General features: G+C 70.2%; 18 protein-coding genes. 11 read left to right on the forward strand and 7 right to left on the reverse strand.

Annotated features, from left to right (window positions below):
- Nucleotides 1-5 precede the first annotated feature (5 nt).
- A complete protein-coding gene (locus BJQ95_RS05525) occupies nt 6-767 on the reverse strand; it encodes an SDR family NAD(P)-dependent oxidoreductase (protein ID WP_130178322.1) in 762 nt (253 codons plus the stop codon).
- 183 nt (nt 768-950) lie between these two features.
- On the opposite strand from BJQ95_RS05525, the gene BJQ95_RS05530 reads away from it, so the two are divergent.
- From BJQ95_RS05530 to BJQ95_RS05540, 3 genes are all read left to right on the forward strand, one after another.
- Entirely contained in the window at nt 951-1,829 is an 879-nt protein-coding gene (locus tag BJQ95_RS05530; protein WP_130178323.1) for an LLM class flavin-dependent oxidoreductase, read from the forward strand.
- 220 nt (nt 1,830-2,049) lie between these two features.
- On the forward strand, nt 2,050-4,428 hold the full coding sequence (locus BJQ95_RS05535) for an FdhF/YdeP family oxidoreductase (RefSeq protein ID WP_130178324.1): 2,379 nt from the start codon (nt 2,050-2,052) through the stop codon (nt 4,426-4,428).
- Nucleotides 4,429-4,585: 157 nt separating this feature from the next.
- A complete protein-coding gene (locus BJQ95_RS05540; RefSeq protein ID WP_130178325.1) occupies nt 4,586-5,101 on the forward strand; it encodes a 2'-5' RNA ligase family protein in 516 nt (171 codons plus the stop codon).
- A gap of 69 nt (nt 5,102-5,170) precedes the next feature.
- On the opposite strand, the gene BJQ95_RS05545 is transcribed toward BJQ95_RS05540, so the two are convergent.
- From BJQ95_RS05545 to fdhA, 3 genes are all read right to left on the reverse strand, one after another.
- Nucleotides 5,171-6,358 carry a molybdopterin molybdotransferase MoeA gene (locus BJQ95_RS05545; RefSeq protein ID WP_130178326.1) on the reverse strand — a complete coding sequence of 396 codons (1,188 nt, stop codon included), beginning with the start codon at nt 6,356-6,358 and terminating at the stop codon, nt 5,171-5,173.
- A 122-nt stretch (nt 6,359-6,480) separates the two neighbouring features.
- Nucleotides 6,481-7,221, reverse strand: coding sequence for a molybdenum cofactor guanylyltransferase (locus tag BJQ95_RS05550; protein WP_130178327.1), 741 nt, complete (start codon nt 7,219-7,221; stop codon nt 6,481-6,483).
- 163 nt (nt 7,222-7,384) lie between these two features.
- Nucleotides 7,385-8,602, reverse strand: a complete 1,218-nt coding sequence (fdhA, locus tag BJQ95_RS05555) for a formaldehyde dehydrogenase, glutathione-independent (RefSeq protein ID WP_130178328.1) — start codon at nt 8,600-8,602, stop codon at nt 7,385-7,387.
- A 303-nt stretch (nt 8,603-8,905) separates the two neighbouring features.
- Here fdhA and BJQ95_RS05560 point away from each other — a divergent pair, with 303 nt between their 5' ends.
- Nucleotides 8,906-10,027 (forward strand): AI-2E family transporter, encoded by a 1,122-nt coding sequence (locus BJQ95_RS05560; protein WP_130178329.1) that lies wholly within the window; start codon nt 8,906-8,908, stop codon nt 10,025-10,027.
- An 18-nt stretch (nt 10,028-10,045) separates the two neighbouring features.
- Here the strand turns inward: BJQ95_RS05560 and BJQ95_RS05565 are convergent, their stop codons facing one another.
- Nucleotides 10,046-11,626, reverse strand: a complete 1,581-nt coding sequence (locus BJQ95_RS05565; protein WP_240694824.1) for a Na+/H+ antiporter — start codon at nt 11,624-11,626, stop codon at nt 10,046-10,048.
- 118 nt (nt 11,627-11,744) lie between these two features.
- Here BJQ95_RS05565 and BJQ95_RS05570 point away from each other — a divergent pair, with 118 nt between their 5' ends.
- The 5 genes from BJQ95_RS05570 (at nt 11,745) to BJQ95_RS05590 (ending at nt 15,944) form a co-directional block, all read left to right on the forward strand.
- A complete protein-coding gene (locus tag BJQ95_RS05570) occupies nt 11,745-12,602 on the forward strand; it encodes a class II fructose-bisphosphate aldolase (protein ID WP_130178331.1) in 858 nt (285 codons plus the stop codon).
- A 1-nt stretch (nt 12,603) separates the two neighbouring features.
- Nucleotides 12,604-13,422, forward strand: a complete 819-nt coding sequence (locus BJQ95_RS05575) for an HAD-IA family hydrolase (RefSeq protein ID WP_130178332.1) — start codon at nt 12,604-12,606, stop codon at nt 13,420-13,422.
- The gene (dhaL, locus tag BJQ95_RS05580) at nt 13,419-14,084 is read left to right on the forward strand and encodes a dihydroxyacetone kinase subunit DhaL (RefSeq protein ID WP_130178333.1); all 666 of its coding nucleotides are present in this window, start codon (nt 13,419-13,421) and stop codon (nt 14,082-14,084) included. The genes BJQ95_RS05575 and dhaL overlap by 4 nt, the downstream gene beginning before the upstream one ends.
- 107 nt (nt 14,085-14,191) lie before the next feature.
- Nucleotides 14,192-15,187, forward strand: coding sequence for a dihydroxyacetone kinase subunit DhaK (gene dhaK, locus BJQ95_RS05585; RefSeq protein ID WP_256041539.1), 996 nt, complete (start codon nt 14,192-14,194; stop codon nt 15,185-15,187).
- Between the two features lie 79 nt (nt 15,188-15,266).
- A complete protein-coding gene (locus BJQ95_RS05590) occupies nt 15,267-15,944 on the forward strand; it encodes a maleylpyruvate isomerase N-terminal domain-containing protein (protein ID WP_256041540.1) in 678 nt (225 codons plus the stop codon).
- Nucleotides 15,945-16,098: 154 nt separating this feature from the next.
- On the opposite strand, the gene BJQ95_RS05595 is transcribed toward BJQ95_RS05590, so the two are convergent.
- The gene (locus tag BJQ95_RS05595; protein WP_130178334.1) at nt 16,099-21,594 is read right to left on the reverse strand and encodes a DUF4011 domain-containing protein; all 5,496 of its coding nucleotides are present in this window, start codon (nt 21,592-21,594) and stop codon (nt 16,099-16,101) included.
- A 213-nt stretch (nt 21,595-21,807) separates the two neighbouring features.
- Between BJQ95_RS05595 and rpsO the strand changes: the two genes are divergently transcribed.
- Both rpsO and BJQ95_RS05605 read left to right on the forward strand, forming a co-directional pair.
- On the forward strand, nt 21,808-22,077 hold the full coding sequence (gene rpsO, locus BJQ95_RS05600) for a 30S ribosomal protein S15 (protein ID WP_066594293.1): 270 nt from the start codon (nt 21,808-21,810) through the stop codon (nt 22,075-22,077).
- A 202-nt stretch (nt 22,078-22,279) separates the two neighbouring features.
- On the forward strand, nt 22,280-23,071 hold the full coding sequence (locus BJQ95_RS05605; RefSeq protein WP_130178335.1) for a fructosamine kinase family protein: 792 nt from the start codon (nt 22,280-22,282) through the stop codon (nt 23,069-23,071).
- Nucleotides 23,072-23,081: 10 nt separating this feature from the next.
- Here the strand turns inward: BJQ95_RS05605 and BJQ95_RS05610 are convergent, their stop codons facing one another.
- Entirely contained in the window at nt 23,082-23,636 is a 555-nt protein-coding gene (locus BJQ95_RS05610; RefSeq protein WP_130178336.1) for a type 1 glutamine amidotransferase domain-containing protein, read from the reverse strand.
- Between the last annotated feature and the right edge of the window lie 20 nt (nt 23,637-23,656).

Genomic DNA, 23,656 nt, shown 5'->3' on the forward strand with positions numbered 1-23,656 from the left:
CAGGCTCACATCGCCGACCAGCCGCCGTCTGACGCCAGGATGATGCCGGTCACGTTCGCGGAGTCTGCGCTGGCGAGCCAGGTGATGGCGGCGGCGAGCTGCTCGGAGGTGGCCACCGGCGGTAACACGTGCTGGAACACGGGCCCGAGGACCGACCCGGCCAGCGGGGAGAGCATCGGTGCCTCGATGTTGGTCTGCACCCCGCCGGGCGCAACGGCGTTGCAACGGATGCCTTGGGCCGAGTACATGACGGAGGTGTTGCGGGTCAGGCCGATCACGGCGTGCTTGGACGCCGTGTAGGCCACTCCGGCCGCGCCGCCGCGGAGGCCCGCTTCCGAGGTGACGTTCACGATCGAGCCGCCGCCGCCAGCGACCATGACGGGCAGGGCGGCGCGGATCAGGCGCATCATCCCGGTCACGTTGACGCCGAAGACCCGCTCCCAGGTGTCGTCGTCGACCTCCGCGACGGGCAGGAAACCGTCCATGATGCCCGCGACGTTGGCGACCACGTCGATGCGGCCGTTCGCCGCGGCGACCAGCCGGGTGGAGGTGTCCTCGTGGCTGATGTCGCCGTCGATCGTGACGATGTCGAGGTCGCCGTACTGGTCGACGAGCTCCTGCAGACGGGCGGGAACCACGTCGCCGGCGATCACCCTGGCGCCCTCCTGCGCCAGGCGCACGGCGCTGGCCCTGCCGATCCCGGAGCCGGCTCCGGTGACGATGGCGGTCTGGCCGGCGAACCGGCCCGGGGTCACGGCGGTGTCCATCGGGTGCTCCCTTGCAGTCCTGACGCGGGTGGTGCGGGTGTGCCGCGGGCGTGAACCTGCGAACGCACCATTCATAGCACCGTCTGGGCGCGGCGGCTGTGGGCGGCAGTGGGCGGGAGCGACGGGAAGAACGGTGTGGAGCGCTCAGGAATGCCGGCCGAACCGGTTTGTAGACTTCAGGGTATGCGCCATGGAATCGTGATCCTGCCCCAGTTCGAGTGGCCAGAGGCCCGCCGCAGATGGCAGGCCGCCGAAGAGTTCGGTTTCGACCACGCCTGGACCTACGATCACCTGTCTTGGCGCAGCCTGGCCGACCAGCCGTGGCACGCCACCATCCCCACGTTGTCCGCCGCCGCCGCGGTCACCGACCGGATCCGGCTGGGTACCTTCGTCGCGTCGCCGAATTTTCGGCATCCGGTGCCCTTCGCCAAGGAGATCGCCACCGTCGATGACATATCCGGCGGGCGGATGCTGCTGGGTGTGGGCTCGGGCGGAACGGGCTTCGACGCGATTGTGCTCGGCCAACCTGCCTATACGCCGCGTCAGCGGCACGAGAGGTTCGCCGAGTTCGTGACCGACCTCGACCTGCTGCTGCGCCACGAGCAGCCCGGCGTCGGCGGGATCAGCTTCGCCGGGGACTGGTTCAGGGCGGTGAATGCGCGCATGGTGGGCCGGCCGGCCCAGACCCCCCGGGTGCCGTTCGTGATCGCCGCCAATGGTCCGAACGGCCTGAAGCTGGCGGCCGAGCACGCGGCCGGCTGGGTGACCACGGGTGCCGACGGCGCCGTGGGCGACGAGTGGTGGAGCGCCGTGTCGGCCCTGGTGCGCCGGCTGGAGGACACCCTCGCCGCAGCGGGCCGGGAGCCCGGCACGCTGGACCGCTACCTTTCGCTCGACAGCGGCGGCGCCTATTCGCTGCATAGCATCGGTGCCTTCGACGACGCGGTCGGGCGCGCGGCCGAGCTCGGCTTCACCGACGTGATCAGCCACTGGCCTCGCCCCGACGGCATCTACGCCGGCTCGGAGTCGGTGCTCGACGAGGTCGCCGCCCGCCTCGCCTGAGCGCCCCCGGGCATCCGCACGGGCATCCACCACCCCGCGCCGCAGCCGCCCGACCCGCACACTTGCGGCAAAGCCCCTCGCCCAGAGTGTGCCCTGAACGATCCCGGGTCCTTGCCGTGAGCCGCGGATGCTGATAGCTCTGAAAGGGTAACTCCAATGTTTTCCGGGGCGACGGCGCACAGGTGCCGGTGGATCCCGGCCGGTGAAAGGGATGCCCAGGATGACGCCCAAGAAAGTGACCACCAATCCGGTGCACGAGAGCAACCCGGCGCACCAGAAGAGCCCCGTGCACCTGGACGACACCGACGAGGCCGGTGAGTCCACTCTGGAAGTCGGCTCACCCAAGTCCTGGGCGGCGGGGGTGCCGGGCGTGTTGCACTCCACCATCCCGGCGCTGGAAGGCATGGGCATCACCCGCACCCGCAAGACCCTCCTGGCGATGAACCAGAAGGACGGCTTCGACTGCATGAGCTGTGCCTGGCCGGACCCCACCCACCGCAAGACGTTCGAATTCTGCGAGAACGGCGCCAAGGCCGTCACCTGGGAGGCCACGCCCGTCACGATCGGTACGGAATGGTGGGCCGAGCATCCGGTCAGCGACCTGCTCGGCCGCACCGACTACTGGCTGGGCATGCAAGGGCGGCTGACCGAACCCGTGTACAAGGCCGCCGGCGACGACCACTACCGGCCGATCGGCTGGGCGGAGGCGTTCAGGGTGATCGCCGACAAGCTCAACAGCCTTGACTCGCCCGACCAGGCCGCCTTCTACACGAGCGGCCGCACCTCCAATGAGGCCGCCTTCGCCTACCAGCTCTTCGTGCGCGCCTTCGGCACCAACAACCTGCCGGACTGCTCCAACATGTGCCACGAATCGTCCGGCTGGGCGATGGGCCAGACCATCGGCATCGGTAAGGCCACCATCACCTACGACGACTTCGGCCAGGCCGACCTCATCATCGTGATGGGCCAGAACCCGGGCACCAATCACCCCCGGATGCTCACCGCCCTGGAAGAGGCGAAGGAGAACGGCGCCGAGATCGTCGCGGTCAATCCCCTGCCGGAGGCCGGCCTCAAACGTTACAAGAACCCGCAGCGGGTGAAGGGCATCATCGGGCACGGCACCGACATGGCCGACCAGTTCGTGCAGGTGCGGCTCGGCGGCGACATGGCGCTGCTGCAGGCGGTGTCCAAGCGGGTGCTCGCCGCGGAGGCCGCGAACCCGGGCACCGTTCTCGACCACGAGTTCCTGACCGAGCACTGCCAGGGCCTTGAGGAACTCACCGCGCACCTCGCCCGGGTCGACGAGAAGGCCGTACTCGAAGCCACCGGCCTCCGCGCCGCCGAGATCGACGAACTGGCCGCCCGGTACCTCCGCGCCGAGAAGGTGATCATCACCTGGGCGATGGGACTCACCCAGCACAAGAAGGGTGTCGCCACCATCAAGGAGATCATCAACCTGCTGCTGCTGCGCGGCAACATCGGCAAACCCGGCGCCGGCGCCTCGCCGATCCGCGGGCACAGCAACGTGCAGGGCGACCGCACCATGGGCATCTGGGAGCAGATGCCGCCGGCGTTCCTCGACAGCCTGGAGCGGGAGTTCGGCTTCGACCCGCCCCGCGAGCACGGTGTGGATGCCGTCGCCACCATCCGGGGGCTGCGGGATGGCCAGATCAAGGTCTTCATGGCCCTCGGCGGCAACCTGGTCAGTGCGATCAGCGACACCCAGGCCGCCGAGGCCGCCATGCACGGCGCCGAAATGACGGTGCAGGTCTCCACCAAACTCAACCGTTCGCACGCCGTGGTGGGCGATGAGGCCCTGATCCTGCCGACCATGGGACGCACCGAGATCGACCGGCAGGCCACGGGGGAACAGTTCGTGTCGGTGGAGGACACCGTCTGCGCCGTGCATCCGTCCTGGGGCAAGGTCCGCCCGGTCGCGCCGACCCTGCTCTCCGAAGTCGCCATCGTCAGCCGCCTCGCCCGCGCCGTGCTGGGCACGAAGGTGAACGTGGACTGGACGGGCTTCGAGCGCGATTACGACCTGATCCGGGAGCACATCTCGCACGTCGTCGCCGGCTGCGAGGACTACAACACCAAGATCCGCCAGGACGGCGGCTTCCTGCTGCCGAACGGGCCGCGCGACTCCCGCACCTTCCCCACCCCCACCGGCAAGGCGATGCTCACGGTCAACGACCTCGAGCGCCTGGAGCGGCCCGACGGCACACTCATCCTGCAGACACTGCGCTCACACGACCAGTTCAACACCACCATCTACGGCCACGACGACAGGTACCGCGGCATCAAGAAGGGCCGGCACGTGGTGTTCGTCAACCCCAACGACCTGGTCGAGCTGGGCTTGGCCGACGAGCAGCTGGTGGATGTCTATGGTGTGCACGACGACGGGGTCGAGCGGGTCCTCCGCAGCTTCCGTGCCGTGTCGTACCCCACCGCCAGAGGATGTGCCGCGGCGTACTACCCGGAGGCGAATGTGCTCGTTCCGCTCGACCTGGTGGCCGAGGGCAGCAACACCCCGGTGTCCAAGGCGGTGATCGTGCGGTTGGAACCGGCGCACAACGTCGAAGCGGTGCTGACCGTATAGGCGCCGCACGTCGTCGGTCTCGGACCGTCCTGCGACGAACGTTTATGAGGACAAAGGCCGGAAAAAAGGATCCGGTGTTCGATTCCGTCCTTGTAATCGCACTTTGTCCTGATATCGAGGTGCAGTCCCGGGCGCCAGAGCCGGGCAGGATGAAACCATGCGAAGCATCGAGTTGAACTTCGACCTGCCCACAGAGGCCACCTTCCGTGCGGAGTGGACGGCACTGGAGGAAGCCGGGCTGCCCAACCTGGGCCGGCATCAGGGCGCGAGCAACCGGCCGCACCTCACCCTGGCGGCCGGACCGGCACTCCAGCTCACGGATTCCGTTCGGGCCGCGTTCGACCGGGCGGCCGCCGTTCTGCCCGTTGAGCTCAGGGTCTCCGGACTGGTGCTCTTCCGGGCTGGGCCCGGCCGGTTCGTGCTCGCCCGCCCCGTGGTGATGACCCGGGCCCTGCTGGAGTTGCACCGGACCGTGCTCGGAGTGTCGCCAGGGGCCGTGGAACTCACCCAGCCCGATCGGTGGACGCCGCACGTCACCCTCGCCCGCCGGCTCGGCGCCGATCAGGTCGGGCAGGCGCTCGCGGTTCTCGGTGAGCCGCCGCCGGCCGGGTCCTGCGTCGCGGCGCGGTTCTGGAACGGCGAGACGAAGACCCTCACGGCCCTGGCCGGCTGAGCGGCGCTCCGAGCGGCCGGCTGGGCGGCAGCGCCGGGACCACGCCGATACGACGCCAGACTCGAGCGGCTACCACGGCAGCGGAAGCGTGGCGACCGGGTCGGGGGCGCACGCGCCGCCGGGCGGCACCACGGCCACGCCGTCGGCCTCCGCGAGTCCGCGCAGCATGCCGGAGCCCTGTCGTGCCGTGGGCACCGCGCCGTCGTCGGTGAGCCGGTACGCCACCAGGCGGGTCGATCCGCTGCGGTTCGCGATGTCGTGCGCGAGGGTCACCCGGCCCAGGGGCCGCAGCGGGCGGCCGAGCATCCCGTCGATCAGCGGCATGCCCAGGCTGGCCAGGACCAGCATCGCGGCCAACGGGTTGCCGGGCAGGCAGAGCATCAGTCGGCCGTCGGCCAGGCGGGCCACCATGACGGGGTGGCCGGGCCGCATCCGCACCCCGTCGATGAGCACGCTCGCACCGAGAGCGGCCAGGGCCGTGCGCACATGGTCGGCCGGGCCGCGGGCGCTGCCGCCGGTGCTGATCACCAGCGCCGCCGTGCTCGTACGGATGGCGTCGATGGTCTGACCGAGGTCGTCCGGCAGCCGCCGCAGCGCGCTCAGCCGCACACCCAGGCCGGTCAGAAAAGCCGGGAACTCGGGGGAGTAGGCATCCCGCACCTGGCCGGGACCGGGGATGCCGGACTGGATCACCTCGGTGCCGAGCAGCAGCAGCTCCACCGTCGGTGGCGTCGTCACGATGAGCGCGTCGTGGCCGGTCACCGCCGCCAGCGCCACCCGCGGCACCGTGAGCAGGCAGCCGGGCTCCAACATCCTCTCGTCGAGTCCGCACTCCTCGCCGCGCGCCCGCACGTGCTCGCCGAGGGCAGGTTCGGTGGAATCCGTGCCCGCCGAACGGATCAGCACGGGCCCGGTGCCCCCGGCACTGGCGAGCTGACCCTTTTCCGAGCGCAGGATGCCGTGGGTGCCGGCCGGCACACAGGCGCCGGTGGCGATCGGCCGCGCGGTCCCCGGCGCGAGGGCGGTCGTTGTCGGCGGGTCGCCCGCCAGAATCGCCTCGCCCACGATCCACGGCTCGGCGCCGTTGACGGCCCAGCCGTCCATGGCTGAGGACGCGAAGCTCGGCAACGCCGTCAGCGAGCGCACCTCGGCGGCGAGAGTGCGTCCGACGGCCTCGGACAGGGCCACGATCTCGGTGCCTCCGGGCATGCCCCTGCCCAACCGGTGCACGGTGTCCCTGGCCTCCAGCCACTCCATCAGAGCACCACGCCGCCGGTGCCCGGTGAGCCGAAACGGGCCGAACGGCCGGTGTGGGGCACGGGCATAGCGGACTCCTCGAGGATCATCGACGTCGGTGCGCCTGGGTCAAGGCTAGCCAGTCACCGCGCCGGCCGCGGTCTACTCGACGCGGCGGCGGCGGCGGGAACGACGATCCCGAGTCTGGCGGCGTCGGCGGGGGTGTCGACATCGTCGGCCAGCGCGTCGGGAAGGCGCAACTGAATCAGGTTCAGGCTGCCGATCAGGTTCTTCACCGGCAGGTTGTCTGCCGGATGGCGTCGTGCGGATGCCAGCAGCGCCGCCCGCCGGTAGACGGCGAGCAGCGGTTGGCGCCGACCGTCGGAGTCCACGCTGATCAGGCCGTCGATGGGCCGGTCGGCCCCGCTGCCGATTGATCCTGTGCTGATTGATCCTGTGCTGATTGATGAAGACGCGGTGTCGGCCATCTCGGAGGCGTTGATCCGGTCGAGCTCGGCGAGCAGGAGCGTCACGGCGGCGTCGGCGTGCACCAGGTCACCGGCGAGGACCAGGACCCAGTCAGCCTCGGCGTCGCCGGCCAGGGTCTCCAGGCCCGCCACAATCGCAGCGGCCGGGCCGCCCCAGCGCGGTCTCTCGACGGCGCGCAGCACCTCACCGGCAAGGTCGGCGTCGGATCCGACCACGCAGATCCGGGCTGCACCGGATGCTGCGGCCACGACGCCGTCGAGCAGGCTGTGCCCCTGCCAGACCAGCGCGGTCTTGTCGATGCCGCCCAACCGCGTGGCCCTGCCGCCCGCGACGATGATCGCACTCCAGCGCAGCCCGGCGGCGGCCGGTGGGGGAGAGCTCTCGTGGCGGGGCATTCCGGTGAGGTCCTTGCGCTGGAGTCGCACAACGTGCGACCAGATCAGGCTACTCGCGCCGGCGCGACAAACCGGGACCGGGCCTTCGCCCGATCCCGGTCCTGTCGCTGGCTATCTCGGCCTGAGCTCGCCCAGTCCTTGAAGTACTCAGTCCTTGGAGTACTCAGTCCTTGAGGTAGCCGTTCGGGTTGAGCACGTACTTCGTCGCCGCACCGGCATCGAATTCGGCGTACCCGCGCGGGGCATCCTCGAGGCTGATCGGCTGGGCGTGCACGGCCTTGGCGATCTGCACCTTGTCGTGCAGGATCGCCATCATCAGCTGCCGGTTGTACTTCATCACCGGGCACTGCCCGGTGGTGAACGACAGTGACTTGGCCCAGCCGGTGCCCAGGCTGATCGAGAGCGAACCCACCTTGGCCTCCTCGGTGGCGGCGCCCGGGTCACCCGTGACGTAGAGCCCGGGGATGCCGAGCGCGCCGCCGGCGGCCGTGACCTTCATCAGCGAGTTGAGCACGGTGGCCGGCTTCTCCTTGCCGGAGTCCTTGCCGTGGCCATGCGCCTCGAATCCGACGGCGTCGACCGCCGCATCCACCTCTGGCACACCGAGGATCTGTTCGATCTGATCCTGCGGCTCGCCCTTGGTGAGGTCGACGGTCTCGCAGCCGAAGCTGCGGGCCTGCGCCAGACGCTCGGGGTTGAGGTCGCCGACGATCACGACCGCCGCTCCGAGGAGCTGAGCCGAGACGGCAGCGGCGAGACCGACCGGGCCGGCACCGGCGATGTAGGCCGTTGAGCCCACGCCGATCCCCGCGGTGAACGCCCCGTGGAACCCCGTCGGGAAGATGTCCGACAGCATGGTGAGGTCGAGGATCTTCTCGAGGGCCTGCTCCCGGTCGGGGAACTTCAGCAGGTTCCAGTCGGCGTACGGCACCAGCACGTACTGTGACTGCCCCCCGACCCAGCCGCCCATGTCGACGTAGCCGTACGCGCTACCCGGACGGTCCGGGTTCACGTTCAGGCAGACACCGGTCTTGCGCTCCTTGCAGTTGCGACAGCGACCGCAAGAGATGTTGAACGGGACCGAGACGATGTCGCCGACCTTGATGAACTCGACGTCGCGGCCCACTTCGACCACCTCGCCGGTGATCTCGTGTCCGAGCACCAGGCCCGCCGGAGCCGTGGTGCGACCGCGAACCATGTGCTGGTCGGAGCCACAGATATTCGTGGTGATGGTTCTCAGGATGACGCCGTGTTGAACCTGCCGTCCGACATTCGCCGGGTTCACGCCGGGTCCGTCCTTCAGCTCGAAGGTGGGGTAGTCGATGTCGATAACGTCGACCTTGCCCGGCCCTTCGTAGGCAACTGCTCTGTTTCCTGCCATTTTGTATCCTCCTTGATACCTCTTCGTGACACCTGAACCGGTCGGTTCGCGCTTGTGGCGCGCGGCATCCTCAATGGTGTTTCTCGGTGGTACGCCCAACCGCCGACGGCAAGCCGCCGAGCACTCTGGGACACTGTCCACTGCACTACAGGAGACTGGGAATTTCAAGGGTGTACAGGCGTTAAAACGTGTGTATCGTAAGTGTGTCGACGCTGTGAGCGCTCTCTGTGAGCAGCGTGCGATTCCGGATGCCGCCCGGCGGGTTTTCGAGCCATGTCGCGACGGGTTGTCTAGGGTTATCCCATGCGAACCCCAGACAAATCCGGTGCCCGCGTGTCCGACGCGCAATCCGTCGGACCCACAACGTTGCGTACCCTGCTGACCGACAAGCTGGGTTGGCTCGGCCTGCGCAGCGCGCAGATCCTCCTGTCGCTCGCGCTGGTCGGCGTGATCGTCTTCATCCTCGTGCAGGTGAAGCTCGTGGTGATCCCGGTGCTGATCGCGATCATTCTCGCGTCAGCGCTGAGCCCGGTCATCCAGTGGTTGCGCCGCCGCGGGCTGTCGCCCATACTCGCCACCTGGGTCACCCTGCTGACCGCCATCATCGTGTTCGGCGGCATCGTGACCCTCATCGTCGTCGCCGTCGAGAACCAGTGGACCGAGCTGGCGGCAAGCGCCTCCGACGGCGTCGACCAGCTGATCACCTTCCTCACCGAGGGTCCGTTGGCCGTGGACGCCGCCCAGCTCGAGGATTTCCGCGACCAGGGTGTCGCCTTCCTCACCAGCAGCCAGTTCGGTTCGGGGGCCCTCGCCGGCGCGGCGGCCGCGGGTGAGTTCTTCACCGGCCTGGTGCTGGTCCTGGTGATCCTGTTCTTCTTCCTCAAGGACGGCGACGTCATCTGGGCGTTCTTCCTCAAGCCGTTCCGGGGTGAGCGCCTGCAGCGCGGCCGTCGCATCGGCACCACCACGGTGCGGGTACTCGGCGGCTACATCCGCGGCACGGCCATCGTGGCCTTCGTCGACGCGGCGGCGATCGGCACCGGCCTCGCCATCCTCGGGGTGCCCCTCGCCCTCCCGCTGGCCGTCATCGTCTTCCTCACGGCATTCATCCCCCTGATCGGTGCGACGGTGGCCGGCATCCTGGCCGCCCTGGTGGCGCTGGTCGCGACCGACTGGGTCACCGCCCTGATCGTCGTGGGCATCGTGATCCTGGTCAACCAGCTCGAGGGTAACTTCCTGCAGCCCGTTGTCATGGCGCAGTCGCTGAAGCTGCACCCGCTGGTCATCCTTGTCGCCCTGACCGCGGGTACGATCGTAGCCAACATCATCGGCGCTGTGCTCGCCGTGCCGATCGCCGCCGTCGCCTGGGCGATCGCGAAAACCTGGAATGAGCCGGGACTGACCCGGAAACCTCAACTCGACTAGGGGGTCGGCCGCGCTCGCTCACCCCTCGAGGCGCTTGGGCGAGCCGGCCTTGAGCGCCGACTCCTCCACGTCGATGAAGGCCAACGCCGAGCGGATGGCCGGTTCCTGGTAGCGGCCCTCCACGCGGGCGGCCAGTACGGCCTGGCGCTCGGCCTCGATCATGGCCCGCCGCAAACGGTTGTATGCGGCCGGCAGCGGCTCCGCGTCATCCGGAGCGGGGTTGTCCAGCGCGTCGGCGAGGAACACCGCGTTGGTGCGCAGCCGCCCGATCACTCTGGCCTCGTCGGCGTCGGTCACCTCGGCGTCCAGCCGGGCCAGGCCGGCGGTCTGCGCCTCGGCGAGGAGCATCTGCGCCTCGGTCCGCTCCTGCGACCGGTCCGGCGGCGGCAACCGCAACCGGCGGATGATCCACGGCAGGGCGAGCCCCTGCAACAGGGTGCCGACCACCACGACGAACGCCAACAGCTGCAACAGCTCGCGCTGCGGCGTCTCCGGCGGCAACAGGAACACGGCGGCGAGGGTCACCACCCCGCGCATCCCGGCGAACGACACGGCCACCCCGGTGCGCCAGCTCCAGCCGCGCTCCCGCAGCCGCCGGGGCCCGTACCGGTAGAGCGAGGTGGTGATCGCCATCCACACGAACCGCGACACGAGCAGCGCGGCGAGGATCACCAGAGAGATCCACACGGTGTCCCAGAACCCCGTGCCCGTGAGCCTGACCCCCTCGAGAATCGCCTCCAGGTTGAGCCCGATGAACAGGAACACGGCGTTCTCCAGCAGGAACTGGATGGTGCGCCAGTTGATCGATTCGGCGATACGCGCCTCGGCCGACTGGATGACCGGGGCACGGTAGCCCAGGAACAGGCCGGCGATCACCACCGCCAGAACACCGGAGCCGTGCACGAGCTCACCGAGGATGAACGCCAGGTACGGCGTCACCAACGACAGGCTGGTGTCGAGGACCGGGGCGTGCAACTGCCGGCGGATGACCGCGAGCACGAACCCGACCGCGAGTCCCACCCCCACCCCACCGACAACGGCCACGACGAAGTCGCCGGTCACCGAGAGCGGGCTCACCGAGCTGAGGATGGCCGCGATCGCCGCGTTCAGCGCCACCAGGGCAGTCGCGTCGTTGAGCAGGCTCTCACCCTCGAGCACGGTCACCACCCGGCGGGGCAGGCCCAGCCGACCGGCGATGGCCGTGATCGCCACGGCATCCGTCGGCGCCACGACCGCGCCGAACGCGAACGCGGCCGCGATCGAGATCGCCGGCACCACCAGCCAGGCGGTCAACCCCACGGTCACCACGGTGAAGACCACCAGGCCCACCGACAGCAGCAGGATGCCGTCGCGCCGGGCGCGCACGTCGACGATCGACGTGCGGATGGCGGCGGCGAACAGCAACGGGGGCAGCAGCCCGTAGAGCACCAGTTCCGGCTCGAGCTCGATCCGCGGCACCGTCGGCAGGAAGGACGCGGCCGCGCCGACCACGACCAGCACGAATGGCGCCGACCAACCGATCCGCCGGGAGAACCCGGTTACGGTGACCGTGACCACGACGAACGCGACAATCCAGACGATGGTGCTGACAGGGTCCATAGCGACCATTATCCGCAAACGGGCGGCCCGCCCGCCGCTGCACCGCCCGGCGCGGCCATTGCCGGTTCCCGTGTTCCCGCCTACGATCCCCAGCAACACGCAAGGAAGCGAGGCGCACATGGCCGTGAGCACTCTCAAGGAGATCGTCGATCGTGCGTTCGCCGAGAAGTACGGGGTGCCAGCGATCAACATCGTGAACGACCTCACCATGGAGGCGGTGCTCGCCGGGGCGGTCGAAGCCCGTTCGCCGGTGATCGTGCAGACCTCGGTGAAAACCGTCATGTCGATCGGGTCGGGCGTGCTCTTCGCCATGTGGTCCGCGATGACCGCAGGGATCGAGGTGCCCGTGGCACTGCACCTGGACCATTGCCCGGACCGGGACGTCATCACCGAGTGTCTCGAGCGCGGGTGGAACTCGGTGTTGTTCGACGCATCCACCCTGCCTGTGGAGGAGAACCAACGGCAGACCATCGAGGTGGTGCGGCAGGCCCGCAGCTTCGGCGCCCACGTGGAGGGCGAGATCGAGTCGATCACCGGCGTCGAAGACGGCGTGGGCAGCGATACCGAAGCGGCCAGGCAGAGCCTCGCGGTGTCGCTCAGGTTCCTCGAAGCCACTGGCGTCGACGTGTTCGCGCCGTCGATCGGCAACGCCCACGGCGTCTACAAGCGCGAGCCCGTGCTGGATTTCCAGCGGGTCAGTGACCTCGTGGCCGCCCACCCCATCCCGATCGCCCTGCACGGCGGCAGCGGCATGACCGACGCGCAGTTCACCGACCTCATCAGTCGCGGCTGCGCCAAGGTGAACATCTCCACGGCGTTGAAGATCACCTACATGAAATCCAACCTGTCCTTCCTCACGGATGCCCAGGCCCGTGACAAGTGGGATCCACCGTCGTTGTTCGCCAAGGTCCGCACCGACATCGTCAACCTCACCCGGGGTCTGGCCGAGCAGTTCGGCAGCGCGGGCAAGGCCTGAGATGCCGGCACTGATCTTCGACTGCGATGGGGTGCTCGCCGATACCGAACGGGACGGCCACCTGCCGGCGTTCAACCAGACATTCGACGAGTTCGGGGTGCCCGTGCACTGGAGTGACACCGACTACGCCGAGAAAGTGAAGATCGGCGGCGGCAAGGAGCGGATGCGGAGCATCCTCACCCCGGAGGTGGCCCGTCGGCTGGGCCTGCCCGACGACCCGGCGGCCTGGGGCGAGACGATCCTCGCCTGGCACCGCCGCAAGACCGCGATCTACACGGAGCGGGTGGCCGCGGGCGACATGCCCGCCCGGCCCGGCATCCGTCGGCTCATCCAGGAAGCCGCCGCGGCCGGCTGGACCCTCGCCGTGGCGTCGACCTCGGCGGAGGCGTCGGTGCGGGCGGTGCTCACCCACGCCGTCGGACCGGACCTGGCGGCGACGTTCCACGTCTTCGCGGGCGACATCGTGCCGGCCAAAAAACCTGCCCCCGACATCTACCTGCACGCCCTGCGTGAGCTCGGCGTCGAACCGAGCGAGACTCTCGTGATCGAGGACAGCGCGAACGGGCTGCAGGCGGCGCTCGCCGCCGGGCTCCCGACCGTCGTGACGGTGAGCAGCTACACAACCGACGAGAACTTCGACGGGGCCGCTCTCGTGGTGTCCTCGCTCGGTGACCCGGCCGGGCCCGCCGCCCGGACGCTCAGCGACCCGGCGGGCATCCACCCGGGCCCGTACCTGCGTCTGGCGGATCTCAGCACCATCCTGGGCGGGACCAGCCCAGCACCTCCCGGTACCGCCCGAACAGGAAGCGAGACGCCATGACCAGCCTGGCCGACACCGAATTCGTCGTGCACAGCATCGCCCAGACGGCGGTCGACAACGAGAAGGAGTTCGGTGACCTGGACGCCGTCGTCGGTGACGGTGACTTCGGCTACTCACTGGCCAGGGGGTTCGAAATCGTCCTGGCCGACTGGGACGACTACGACCGCAGCAGCCCGAGCGCGTTCCTGCAGAAGGTGGGCATGGTCATCTCCGGGCGCATCGGCGGCACCTCGGGGCCGCTCTGGGGCACCGCCTTCCTCCGCTCCTCCATGGCCGTGAAGGGCAAGGACGAGGTGACCGGCAGCGACGCCGTCGCCATGCTCCGCAATGCCATCGACGGCATCAAGTCGCGCGGCCACTCCGATGTGGGCGACAAGACCCTGCTCGATGCCCTGGTGCCGATGACGGATGCGCTCGAGGAGGAGCTCGCGGCCGGCGCCGACACGCCCACCGCCCTGCACCGCATGGCCGCGGTCGCCCGGCAGAGCTCCGACCAGACCGCCATGATGCAGGCCAGACGCGGTCGCGCCAGCTACACCGGCGAGCGCAGCATCGGCTCGCCGGACCCCGGCGCGGTGGCGGTGGCCGTGATCCTGGAGCGGCTCAGCACCGAGTGGGACGCGCGGGTGGGCGCTGAGCGGCCCTCCAGCCACACCGACTGACCGCGCCGATTTCCTGCGCCCACTGACGCCACCGACTGAATATCGACGAACCATCCGGCATTACCGAAGCCAGCACCGCCGAAGCGAGCACACCAAGAGAGGGAGCCATGAAGAAATTCGTCAATGATCCGAAGCAGTACGTTCCGGAGATGCTCAAGGGCATCGCCCTGGCCAACCCGGACACGTTGAAGTACGTGCCCGCCTACAACCTGATCATGCGCGCCGACAGCCCCAGCCCGGACCGGGTCTCGATCATCCAGGGCTCGGGCTCCGGGCACGAGCCGGCCCACGTGATGACGGTGGGCCGCGGCATGCTCGACGCCGCGTGTCCCGGCGACGTGTTCGCGGCGCCACCGATGGACTACGTCTACGAGACCACCAAGCTGCTGGCCTCGCCCAAGGGCGTGCTGCTGCTGGTGAACAACTACACCGGCGACCGGATGGCCTTCGAGATGGCGCAGGAGCTCAGCGCCGCTGACGGCGTGAACGTGAAAACCCTGTTCATAGACGATGACGTCGCCGTGCAGGATTCCACCTACACGGTGGGTCGCCGGGGGGTGGCCGGCAACTTCTTCGTGATGAAGGCCGTCGGCGCTGCCGCCGAGCAGGGCGCTGACCTGGACGAGCTCGTGCGCATCGGCGAGAAGGTCGACAGCGTCACCCGCACCATGGGGATCGCCCTCACGTCCTGCACGCCGCCGGCGAAGGGGTCGCCGCTGTTCGAACTCGGTGACGACGAGATCGAGGTGGGTGTGGGCATCCACGGCGAGCCCGGCCGGCGCCGTGCGAAACTCACCACAGCGAACGAGATGACCGACGAAATGCTGGATGCCGTCGTCAAGGACTTGCCCTATGTGGCCGGCGACCGGGTGGCGTTGATGATCAACGGCCTCGGCGGCACCCCGATCAGCGAGCTCTACATCCTGTTCGGTCGGGCGCACGAACGGCTCACCGAGCTCGGGATCACCGTGGGGCGCAGCTACGTGGGCGAGTACTGCACCTCGTTGGACATGGCCGGGGCGTCGCTGACCCTGGTGCGGCTGGACGACGAGATCGAAGCGCTGCTGGAGGCGCCGGCGGAGATCGCCGCGCGGGTGTTCTAGACGCGAGTGAACCGGGGCCGGCTCGTCATCCGGCCCCGGTTCTGCCCGCCGGCGGGTCCGGTCCCGCTACTCTGTGGGCATGAGTGAGACTTCGAGGGACTGGTCAGACACGCTTTTCGCCTTCGACACCGCCGCCAGGTGGTTCGTCGCCGTCACCGCGGGCATTGCCGAGCGTGCAGCGGGTGATGCCGAGACCTGGGCGCAGCTGGGCGTGGGGGAGTGGAGTGTGCGCGACCTCGTCGGTCACACCAGTCGGGCACTGTCCACGATCGAGGCCTACCTCGACCTCGCGGCGGAGGAGGATGCCGCCGGCGTCGCCGCGCCCATCGAAGTGACCTCGCCGGCGGCCTACTACGAGCGGGCGCTCGCCGCGGGAACCCCCGAGGTGATCGCACAGCGGGGCCGTGACACGGCCGCCACCCTCGGCGCCGAGCCCGCCGTGGCGGTTGCCGCGCTCGCCGCCCGGGTGCTGGCCAGGGTGGCCACCCTCGACGGGTCCGAACCGTGCGATACGCCGGCCGGGCGCATCCGGATCGCCGAGTACCTGCCGTCGCGCACCGTGGAACTCACCGTGCATACCAGCGATCTGCTGCAGAGCCAGGGGGTGCCGGCCGCCGAGCAGACCGTGCCGGAGCCCGCCGCCGCCGCGACCCTGCACGTGCTCGCCGACCTGGCCGCCCACAAGGGCGTCGCCGCCCCGTTGCTCCGCGCTGCCACCGGCCGGGCGCCGCTGCCCGCCGGCTTCACCGTGCTCTAACCTCAGTCGCCGCCCATCCCCCAACACGACTCGCCCGTTTTTGCTAGTGGGCGGCCGGCCCAACCAGCAAAACCGGGCGAGTCTGGGTGCGCTGTGCGGTGACTCGCCCAATTCTGCTGGTGCGAGGCCGGCCCAACCAGCAAAAACGGGCGAGTCAGGGGAGGGCGGCCGCCTCGTGCGCCTGGCGGGCGGCGTCGAGGGCGTCGAGTCGTTCGGCGAGTCGATCCAGTACAGCGACCTGGTCACCGAGCCACTCGGGCAGCCACACCCGCTCCACCGCCGGCCAGCCCATCAGCCTGGACAGCACCTCGACGGGCAGGCCGTCCCGGTCCGAGACGGTGCGGCGGGCGGCCCAGGTGGGGCCGTCCAGCAGCACCGCCATCACCGGATGCCCGGGCGCCCCGGCCGTCGCCACGCTGAGCTCCACCCGGAAGTCGGACAGGCCCACATCCGTCTGCACCGCGTAGCCGCGTTCGCGCAGCGCCTCGGCGATCTGCTCCCGGTGCCGGTCCAGCGACCCCGACTGGCGCAGCGGGCTGGCGAGCCCGGCGGCGCCGCCCGCTGCGAGGTCCAGGTAGGCGCGCAGGTCCTTCACCCCGGCGGAGATGGTCTCCTCGGCGCGCAGGTCCGCGGGGTCGAAGCTGCTGAACACGATCACCTGGCGCCGGGCCCGGGTGATCGCCACGTTCAGGCGGCGCTCGCCGCCGGGCAGGTTGAGCGGGCCGAAGTTCAACGGCAGCCGGCCGGACGCATCCGCGCTGAACGCCGTGGAGAACAGAATGGTGTCGCGTTCGTCGCCCTGCACGTTCTCGAGGTTCTTCACGAACAGGCCGTCGGTCTCGCTCTCCAGCGCGTGCACGATGCGGTCGTCGCCGCTGTCGCGCAGGCTCCCCTCGATGAGCGCCCGCTGCTGCACGTTGAAGGTGATCACACCGATCGACGGCACCCCCTCGGGGTCGGCGGCGAACCTGGCGACGATCTCGGCCACGATGGCCTGGGCCTCGACCGGATTGGTGCGCAGGGTCTTGCCCGTGCCGCTGCGGAGGAACTGGCCGTCGACCCGGCGGAGGCTGACGCCGTAGCCCGATGAGCCGGCGGACGCGGCGTCCGCGGCGGAGCCATCGACGCCGTGGTGCGGGGCCGGGAACGACGACAACCGGTCGCGGTAGTACGCCCGGTTGCTGAACGCGATCAACGACTCGTCCTGGCTGCGGTAGTGCCACGACAGCCACTTGCTCGGCACCTGGGCCTGCACGCACTCGGACAGGATCGACTCCTCGTCGCGCACGAACTCGAGGGAGTCGCCGTGCTCCTCGCCCGAGCCGATGGTGGATTCCGCGAACGAGGTGGGCGGCATCTGCTTGCTGTCGCCGACGACCACCACCGAACGGGCCCGCCCCATCGCGCCGACGGCGTCGGACACCCGCACCTGGGAGGCCTCGTCGAAGACCACGATGTCGAACAGGTCGGCCTGGGCAGGGAAGAACCTGGCCACCGACTCTGGGCTCATCAGCATGCACGGCAGGATGTCGGTGATCAGGTCGCCGAACTCGTGCATGAGCTCGCGCACCCCCAGGCCGCCGCGCTGCCGGTCGACCTGACGCTTGAGCAGGCCGAGGCGGGCCGTCGCATCGGCGTTCCCGGTTGCTCCGTCGCCGGCTCCGATGGTGCGCCGGCGCAGCACGCTGTACGGGATGAAGGTGGGCAGGTGCCGGCGCACCGCACCGGACGCGGTGGTGAAGCGGGTGATCGACCGGTTCTGGGCGGCGGCGTCGAACTGGTCCAGCGTGGTGGCCGCGCCGCGTTCGGCGACGGATGCGATGGCGAGGCCCTTCTCGAACGCCAGACCGGCGTCGTCGGCGTCGACCTCGCCGCGGAGCACCGCCGTGTGCGCGGCCGTGAGCCCGAGCCGGGTCAGCGGCTCGAGGTGGTCGAGCAGGGCGACCCACCGGGTGAGGGTGGGCAGGCCGGGCGCCTGCACGTCACGTTCGTCGCGGCCGCGGGACCACACCGCGACCAGGCCGCCGTCCGCGGCCCAGCCGGCGACGGCGGCCGGCCCGGCACCGGTGGCCGTCATCACGGCCTGCAGGGCCAGCAGGGCGCGGCCGAGCGCGGCGGAGAGAGCGGCATCCGGTTCGGTGCCGGCGTGGAGGTAGTCGCGCAGGGCGGCCACGAAGTCGTTGCCGAGGTCGCGGTGCTCGGCGGCGACGACGCCGCCGGCCCAGCGCAGCCAGGCAAGGCGGGCGGCGAGCTCATCGCGGCCGCTCTGCCCGGTGACCGCGCCGGCTGCGACGAGCAGGGGGTTCCAGTCATCCGCGATGCTCACGCCGTCGACGGCGCGTACCCGGTCGCGCAGGGCCTGCAGCTGCGCCTGGCTGTCGGCGAGCTGACCGGTGACGGTGGCGAGCGAGCCCAGCGGCAGCTTGGCCCCCGGCCGCAGCTCGGCGGCCAGGCGGGCGAGCACCGCCTTCCGGCGGCTGCGACGGCCGAAGAAGCCGGAGGCATCCGCCGCCTGGGCGTCACGGTGCAGCGACGCGGCCTCGAGGCGCAGCGCACCGGGCTCGAGTACTCTCAACGCCGGGTGCTCGGCCTGTGCGAAGGCGGCCGTGACCTGTTCGGCCGCCAGGGCGGCCGCCACCCAGCCGGGGGAGCGGGTGCCGTCGAGGGTGGCCAACGGGACCCGGTCCGCGGCGGCGAGGCTGCTCAGCGTGACGAGCTCGGTGGGGCTCGCCGCCGCGGCCACGACCCCGGCGGCCACGACGTGTGCGGGAGCGGCGTCCGGTCCGGCCGTCTCGTCGGCGCGGGGCAGCGCGGCCAGCGCGTCGTCCAGCTCCAGCGCGGCGCGGGTGACCGTGGCGAGGTCGAGCGGTGCGGCCGGCGGTGTGGTGATGAACGCCCACGGATGCTGCGGCCGCGGCCGGGCCGGATCGGTCACGTCGGGCAGGTCCCGCAGCATCCGCCGCAGCTCGGCCAGCTCGTCGGCCGTGAGGCGCGCGGGCAGGCCGGCCGGCACCGGCAGGGGGCGCACGTCGTCGTCGGCGGCGAGTTGTGCGGTGCGGGCGGAGTAGAACGACAGGCCCGCGCTGTTCTGTTCGTGCAGCCGGTCGGTGTACCGGGCCAGGCCGCGCCGGGCGGTGCCGAGCACGTCGAGGTCGTTCTTCAGGCCCTGGCCGTCCACGGACACCTCGTGTTCGAGGGCCTGCCGGATCTGCGCCCGCACGGCGGCGGGCTTGCTGGCCTTGTCGTGCAGGTCGAGGGCGAACGGGCCCATGCCCACCTCGTTCAGCCGGGCCTGCACCACCTGCAGTGCCGCGCGTTTCTCCGCGACGAAGAGCACCTTCTTGCCCTCGTAGACGGCGCGGGTGAGCAGATTGGTGATGGTCTGGGACTTGCCGGTGCCTGGCGGGCCCTCGAGCACGAAGGTGCGCTCGGCGATCGCCTCGGCCACGGCGGCCAGCTGAGAGGAGTCGCCGGGCACCGGGCACTCGGCGCCGAGCGCGTCGAGGTCGGCCGACTCCGGCAGGGCCACCGGGTCCACGAACGGTTGCGTCGGGGTGTGCACGAGGTGGTTCACCAGGGAGTTCCCGGCCAGGGTCTGCCAGTTCTCGTCGAGGTCCTTCCAGAGCCGGAACTTCGCGAACTGCAGGATCGACAGGTCCAGGGTCTCCTCGACCCGGTACGGCAACCCGGCCGCCAGGAGTGCCTCGCGGGTGGCGCGGAACGCGGCGGCCAGGTCGATGCCGGCCGCGTCGGCGCCCGCGGCGTTGACTCCCGCGGCGTCGCCGGCCGGGTTGGCCAGCCCCTCGATCGTGAGCCCGTGCTGCTGCCGCAGCTTTTCGAGAAGGCAGTAGTTGGGGGTGGAGGCACCGGACTCGTCGAGCCGCACCCGGTAGTCGCCGCCGCGGCCGGCCGGCTCCAGCAGCACCGGAACCAGCACCAGGGGGCTGCGGAGCTCCCGGTCGTTCACGGTCCAGACCAGCGAGCCGAAGGCCAAGTAGAGGTTGTTGGCGCCGGTCTCCTGCACCACGGTGCGGGCCTTGTAGGCCAGGGCGCGCAACTTGGTGGCATAGGCGGTGTCGGTCACATCGGCGTAGACGGCCTTCTTGTCGGCCAGCACGGCCGCGAGCTGGTCCACGGGCAGGTCCCGGCCGAACCGGATGCCGCGTTCCTTGTCGGTCGTCGACATGCGGTCGGCGGGCAGCAGGGTCAGTCCGGTGCCGCCGGTGACGAGGTCCTCCACCTCGGCCAGTCGCCGGTCGGGCACGGTCAGGGCCAGGGCGCCGCGCTCGGTGAAGTTGATCAGCCGGTTGCGCAGGCTCAGATCGAGCAGGGCGTTCTTCCACTGGCTGATCCGCGGCGGGGTGGCCCGGGCCGTGCTCGGGGGGTCGGTGCTCTCGGTCTCCGCGGTCGGCGAGTGCGTGCCAGGGGCGGGATGCGCGCCGGTGTCGGCAGCAGCGGGAACGACGCCCGCCGGCGCATCCGCGGTGCCGGCATCCGGCCGGTACTCGGTGACGATCACGGTGCCGTCGCCGGTCACGGTGCGCGCCGGCAGCGGCAGGATGTGGGTGCGCCGCGCCTGCACCACGTCGACGACGCCGATCACGGTCTCGAGGTTAGCGAGCCACTCCAGGTAGGGGGAGCGCTGGGCATGCGCGAAGGTGACCGGGGTGCCGGCCCCGCGGTCGGTGACCTGGGTGGTCTCGACGAGCCGGATCAGGTCGAGGTCGATCAGGTTGATCACCTCGGCCACGTCGGTGAGCGCGGGAGCGCCGAGGGTCTCCTCCTCGCGCCAGTAACCGAGGAACGCGTGCCCGGCGACCACCCAGAGCAGCGGATGCAGGCCGGCCTGCTCAAGCGCGGCGGCCATCACGATAACGGTGTCTAGGCAGGTGCCGACCCCGCCGGAGGCGACCCCGCCGGAGGCGACCCCGTCCGATCTGACCCCGTCCGCCGCGGTGCCCAGCACCTCGCCGGGGGTGCGCACCGTCTGGCCGTCGTCGGCCCAGCTGGCCGGCGGGGTGGCATAACGGATGCCGCGGGCACGCATGGCCACGAACACCGCCTCGACCACCTGGTCGACGCGGTCGGGGCCGGACTGGTAGCCGGGCATCGCCGCCGAGCCGGTGCGGGCCGCCAGTGCGGCGGCGGCCTCGCCCAGCAGGACGGCGATCTCGGGGTGGTTGGGCAGCACCTGCGCCGAGAGCATTTCCAGTGCCAGGTCCACCGGCTGGGCGATCCACTGCTGGGCGGCGAGCAGCAGGATGGGCTCGCCGGTCGCGGCCACGACGGCGCCGTCGACGAGCAGTCTGGCCCGGATCTCGGCCGGACGCTGCTCGTTGATGAGCAGCATGGCGGCGGGGTCGACGGTGAGGGAGACATCCGTGAACGTCGCGGTGCGTTCGGCGGCGAGGTCGACGAGCAGATCGCGGGCGGTACCGAGGGTGTCGCCCGCGCTGATCACCTCGAGCCGCAGCACGGCCTCCCGCACGGCGGGCCCGCGGTTGTCGACGCCCACCCGGCCGACCACGTTGATGCGGTTGTGCGCCAGGGCGTAGCTGAGCACCGGCGTCACGGTCAGCGACAGCGTGATGAGACCGGATTCGCGGATGGCTGACTCTGTGAGTGTCGAATCCAGTTCGGTCGATTCCATCGGGTGCTCCTCAATCGTGCCGTGCGGGTGCTGCTGGGCCCCCTCGTTCGGGGTGCCTAAGTCAATCATCGGCGACGGCAGCGGAGACCACGACCCGCCAGGCTCGGCTCGACTCTGCTAGGATCTTGAGGTTGCCGTTCAACGGCCGCGGATAAAGAGAGCTCAGGCATTCTGCCCCGAGCACCGCGCAGTGAGAGAAAGGGGATCCCATCTATGGCACTCGAAGCTAATGCTAAGAAGGCGATCATCGAAAAGTACGCTACCCACCCAGGCGACACGGGTTCCCCCGAAGTCCAGATTGCAATGCTCACGCAGCGCATTCTCGACCTCACGGAGCACCTCAAAGAGCACAAGCACGACCACCACTCGCGTCGTGGCCTGCTCCTCCTGGTTGGTCAGCGTCGCCGTCTGCTCGGCTACCTGTCCGACGTGGACATCAACCGTTACCGCTCGCTCATCGAGCGTCTCGGCCTGCGCCGCTAGGTAGTAGCCGAATGGTTCGCTGATAACGCGATCTTCTTCGAAACGGGCCGTCACCTTTGAGGTGGCGGCCCGTTCTGTGTGCCCGGCCACCCTCTCGCGAACCGTGAGTAAAGCACCTTTCCGGGGCCCGGATGCGTGCTTAACTCACGGTTCGCGAGCGGAGCCCGTAGCGCTCGGACGGGCAACCGACCAGAGTGGAGGGATGAACGACTTCGCCGGCGACCCTCGGGGGTTCGACAAGAGGCGGCACGGCGCACCGTCCGGGTTCTTCGAGGCCGAGGCGGCCGGCCTGGTCTGGCTCGCGGTGACCGGCGGAGTGCGCACGGCACAGGTGATCGACCTCGAGCCTGGACACATCGTGCTCGAAACCGTCGACGAGGTGCCGCCCAGCCGGGCTGCCGCCCGCGCCTTCGGCGCCGAACTATCGGTGACCCACTCCGCCGGTGCCGCAGCGTTCGGTGCCCCGCCGAACAACTGGAGCGGCCCGCTGTTCATCGGTAACCGCAGCCTGCCCTCCGCCTACGAAGATACCTGGGGCGCCTTCTACGCCCGGTACCGGGTGCTGCCGTACCTGGACATCGCCCTCGACGCTGGCGGTATCACGGCCAGGCAGGCCGAGGCCGTGCACGCGGCCTGCGGCCGCATCGAGGCGGGCGACTTCGACGACGGCGCGCCGCCCGCCCGGCTGCACGGCGACCTCTGGACCGGCAATGTGCTCTGGTCCGCCGACGGGGTGGTACTCATCGACCCGGCCGCGCACGGCGGCCACCGCGAAACCGACCTGGCGATGCTGGCTCTGTTCGGCTGCCCGTACCTCGAGGAGATCACCGCCGGCTACGAGTCGGCGACGCCGCTGCGGGCCGGCTGGCGGGCGCGGACGCCGCTGCACCAGCTGCATCCGCTCGCCGTGCACGCGGCCGGGCACGGCGCCGCCTACGGCCGGGCGCTCGAGCAGGCCGCCGAGGCGGTGCTCGAACTGCCCAGCGCCCGGTAACCGCAAGCGGTTAGGTAGTCTGCCCGGCGTGGGCGCCTTCCTGCACCTCTTCGATCACCTTGGCGTTGAAGGCCGGCAGATCGGCCGGGGTTCGACTGGAGACCAGGCCCTGGTCCACCACGACCTCCTCGTCGACCCAGTGGGCGCCGGCGTTCTGCAGATCGGTCTTCAGGCTCGGATACGACGTGAGGGTGCGCCCCTCGATCACACCGGCCTCGATAAGGATCCAGGCGGCATGGCAAATGGCCGAGACCGGCTTGTGCGCGGCGAAGAAGTCCCGGGTGAAGGCGATTGCGTCCACGTCCATCCGCAGGTGGTCGGCGTTCACCACGCCGCCGGGCAGCACCAGGGCGTCGAAGTCCGCGGCCTTGGCGTCGGCCACCGCCAGGTCCACGTACTGCGAGTGCCCCTTCTTGCCGGTGACGCTCTCGGTAGCGGGGGAGACGAGCACGGCGGTGGCGCCGACATCCGTCACGGCCTGCCAGGGGCTGCTCAGCTCGCTGTCCTCGTAGCCGTCGGTGAGCAGGAACGCGATGCGCTTGCCGGTGAGTTCGGTGGTCGTCATATGGTTCTCCTTCTTGTCAG

It is taken from the genome of Cryobacterium sp. SO1 (assembly GCF_004210215.2).
Classification (GTDB): Bacteria; Actinomycetota; Actinomycetes; order Actinomycetales; family Microbacteriaceae; genus Cryobacterium.

Bases quoted from the DNA above. Each gene is read 5' to 3' on its own strand.
- BJQ95_RS05545 (WP_130178326.1), bottom strand. From the start codon at position 6,358: ATGGAGTGGCTGGAGGCCAGGGACACCGTGCACCGGTTGGGCAGGGGC.
- BJQ95_RS05560 (WP_130178329.1), top strand. From the start codon at position 8,906: ATGCGAACCCCAGACAAATCCGGTGCCCGCGTGTCCGACGCGCAATCC.
- BJQ95_RS05590 (WP_256041540.1), top strand. From the start codon at position 15,267: ATGAGTGAGACTTCGAGGGACTGGTCAGACACGCTTTTCGCCTTCGAC.
- BJQ95_RS05525 (WP_130178322.1), bottom strand. From the start codon at position 767: ATGGACACCGCCGTGACCCCGGGCCGGTTCGCCGGCCAGACCGCCATC.
- BJQ95_RS05550 (WP_130178327.1), bottom strand. From the start codon at position 7,221: ATGCCCCGCCACGAGAGCTCTCCCCCACCGGCCGCCGCCGGGCTGCGC.
- dhaL (WP_130178333.1), top strand. From the start codon at position 13,419: ATGACCAGCCTGGCCGACACCGAATTCGTCGTGCACAGCATCGCCCAG.
- BJQ95_RS05575 (WP_130178332.1), top strand. From the start codon at position 12,604: ATGCCGGCACTGATCTTCGACTGCGATGGGGTGCTCGCCGATACCGAA.
- BJQ95_RS05565 (WP_240694824.1), bottom strand. From the start codon at position 11,626: ATGGACCCTGTCAGCACCATCGTCTGGATTGTCGCGTTCGTCGTGGTC.
- BJQ95_RS05570 (WP_130178331.1), top strand. From the start codon at position 11,745: ATGGCCGTGAGCACTCTCAAGGAGATCGTCGATCGTGCGTTCGCCGAG.
- rpsO (WP_066594293.1), top strand. From the start codon at position 21,808: ATGGCACTCGAAGCTAATGCTAAGAAGGCGATCATCGAAAAGTACGCT.
- fdhA (WP_130178328.1), bottom strand. From the start codon at position 8,602: ATGGCAGGAAACAGAGCAGTTGCCTACGAAGGGCCGGGCAAGGTCGAC.
- BJQ95_RS05605 (WP_130178335.1), top strand. From the start codon at position 22,280: ATGAACGACTTCGCCGGCGACCCTCGGGGGTTCGACAAGAGGCGGCAC.
- BJQ95_RS05530 (WP_130178323.1), top strand. From the start codon at position 951: ATGCGCCATGGAATCGTGATCCTGCCCCAGTTCGAGTGGCCAGAGGCC.
- dhaK (WP_256041539.1), top strand. From the start codon at position 14,192: ATGAAGAAATTCGTCAATGATCCGAAGCAGTACGTTCCGGAGATGCTC.
- BJQ95_RS05595 (WP_130178334.1), bottom strand. From the start codon at position 21,594: ATGGAATCGACCGAACTGGATTCGACACTCACAGAGTCAGCCATCCGC.
- BJQ95_RS05540 (WP_130178325.1), top strand. From the start codon at position 4,586: ATGCGAAGCATCGAGTTGAACTTCGACCTGCCCACAGAGGCCACCTTC.
- BJQ95_RS05610 (WP_130178336.1), bottom strand. From the start codon at position 23,636: ATGACGACCACCGAACTCACCGGCAAGCGCATCGCGTTCCTGCTCACC.
- BJQ95_RS05535 (WP_130178324.1), top strand. From the start codon at position 2,050: ATGACGCCCAAGAAAGTGACCACCAATCCGGTGCACGAGAGCAACCCG.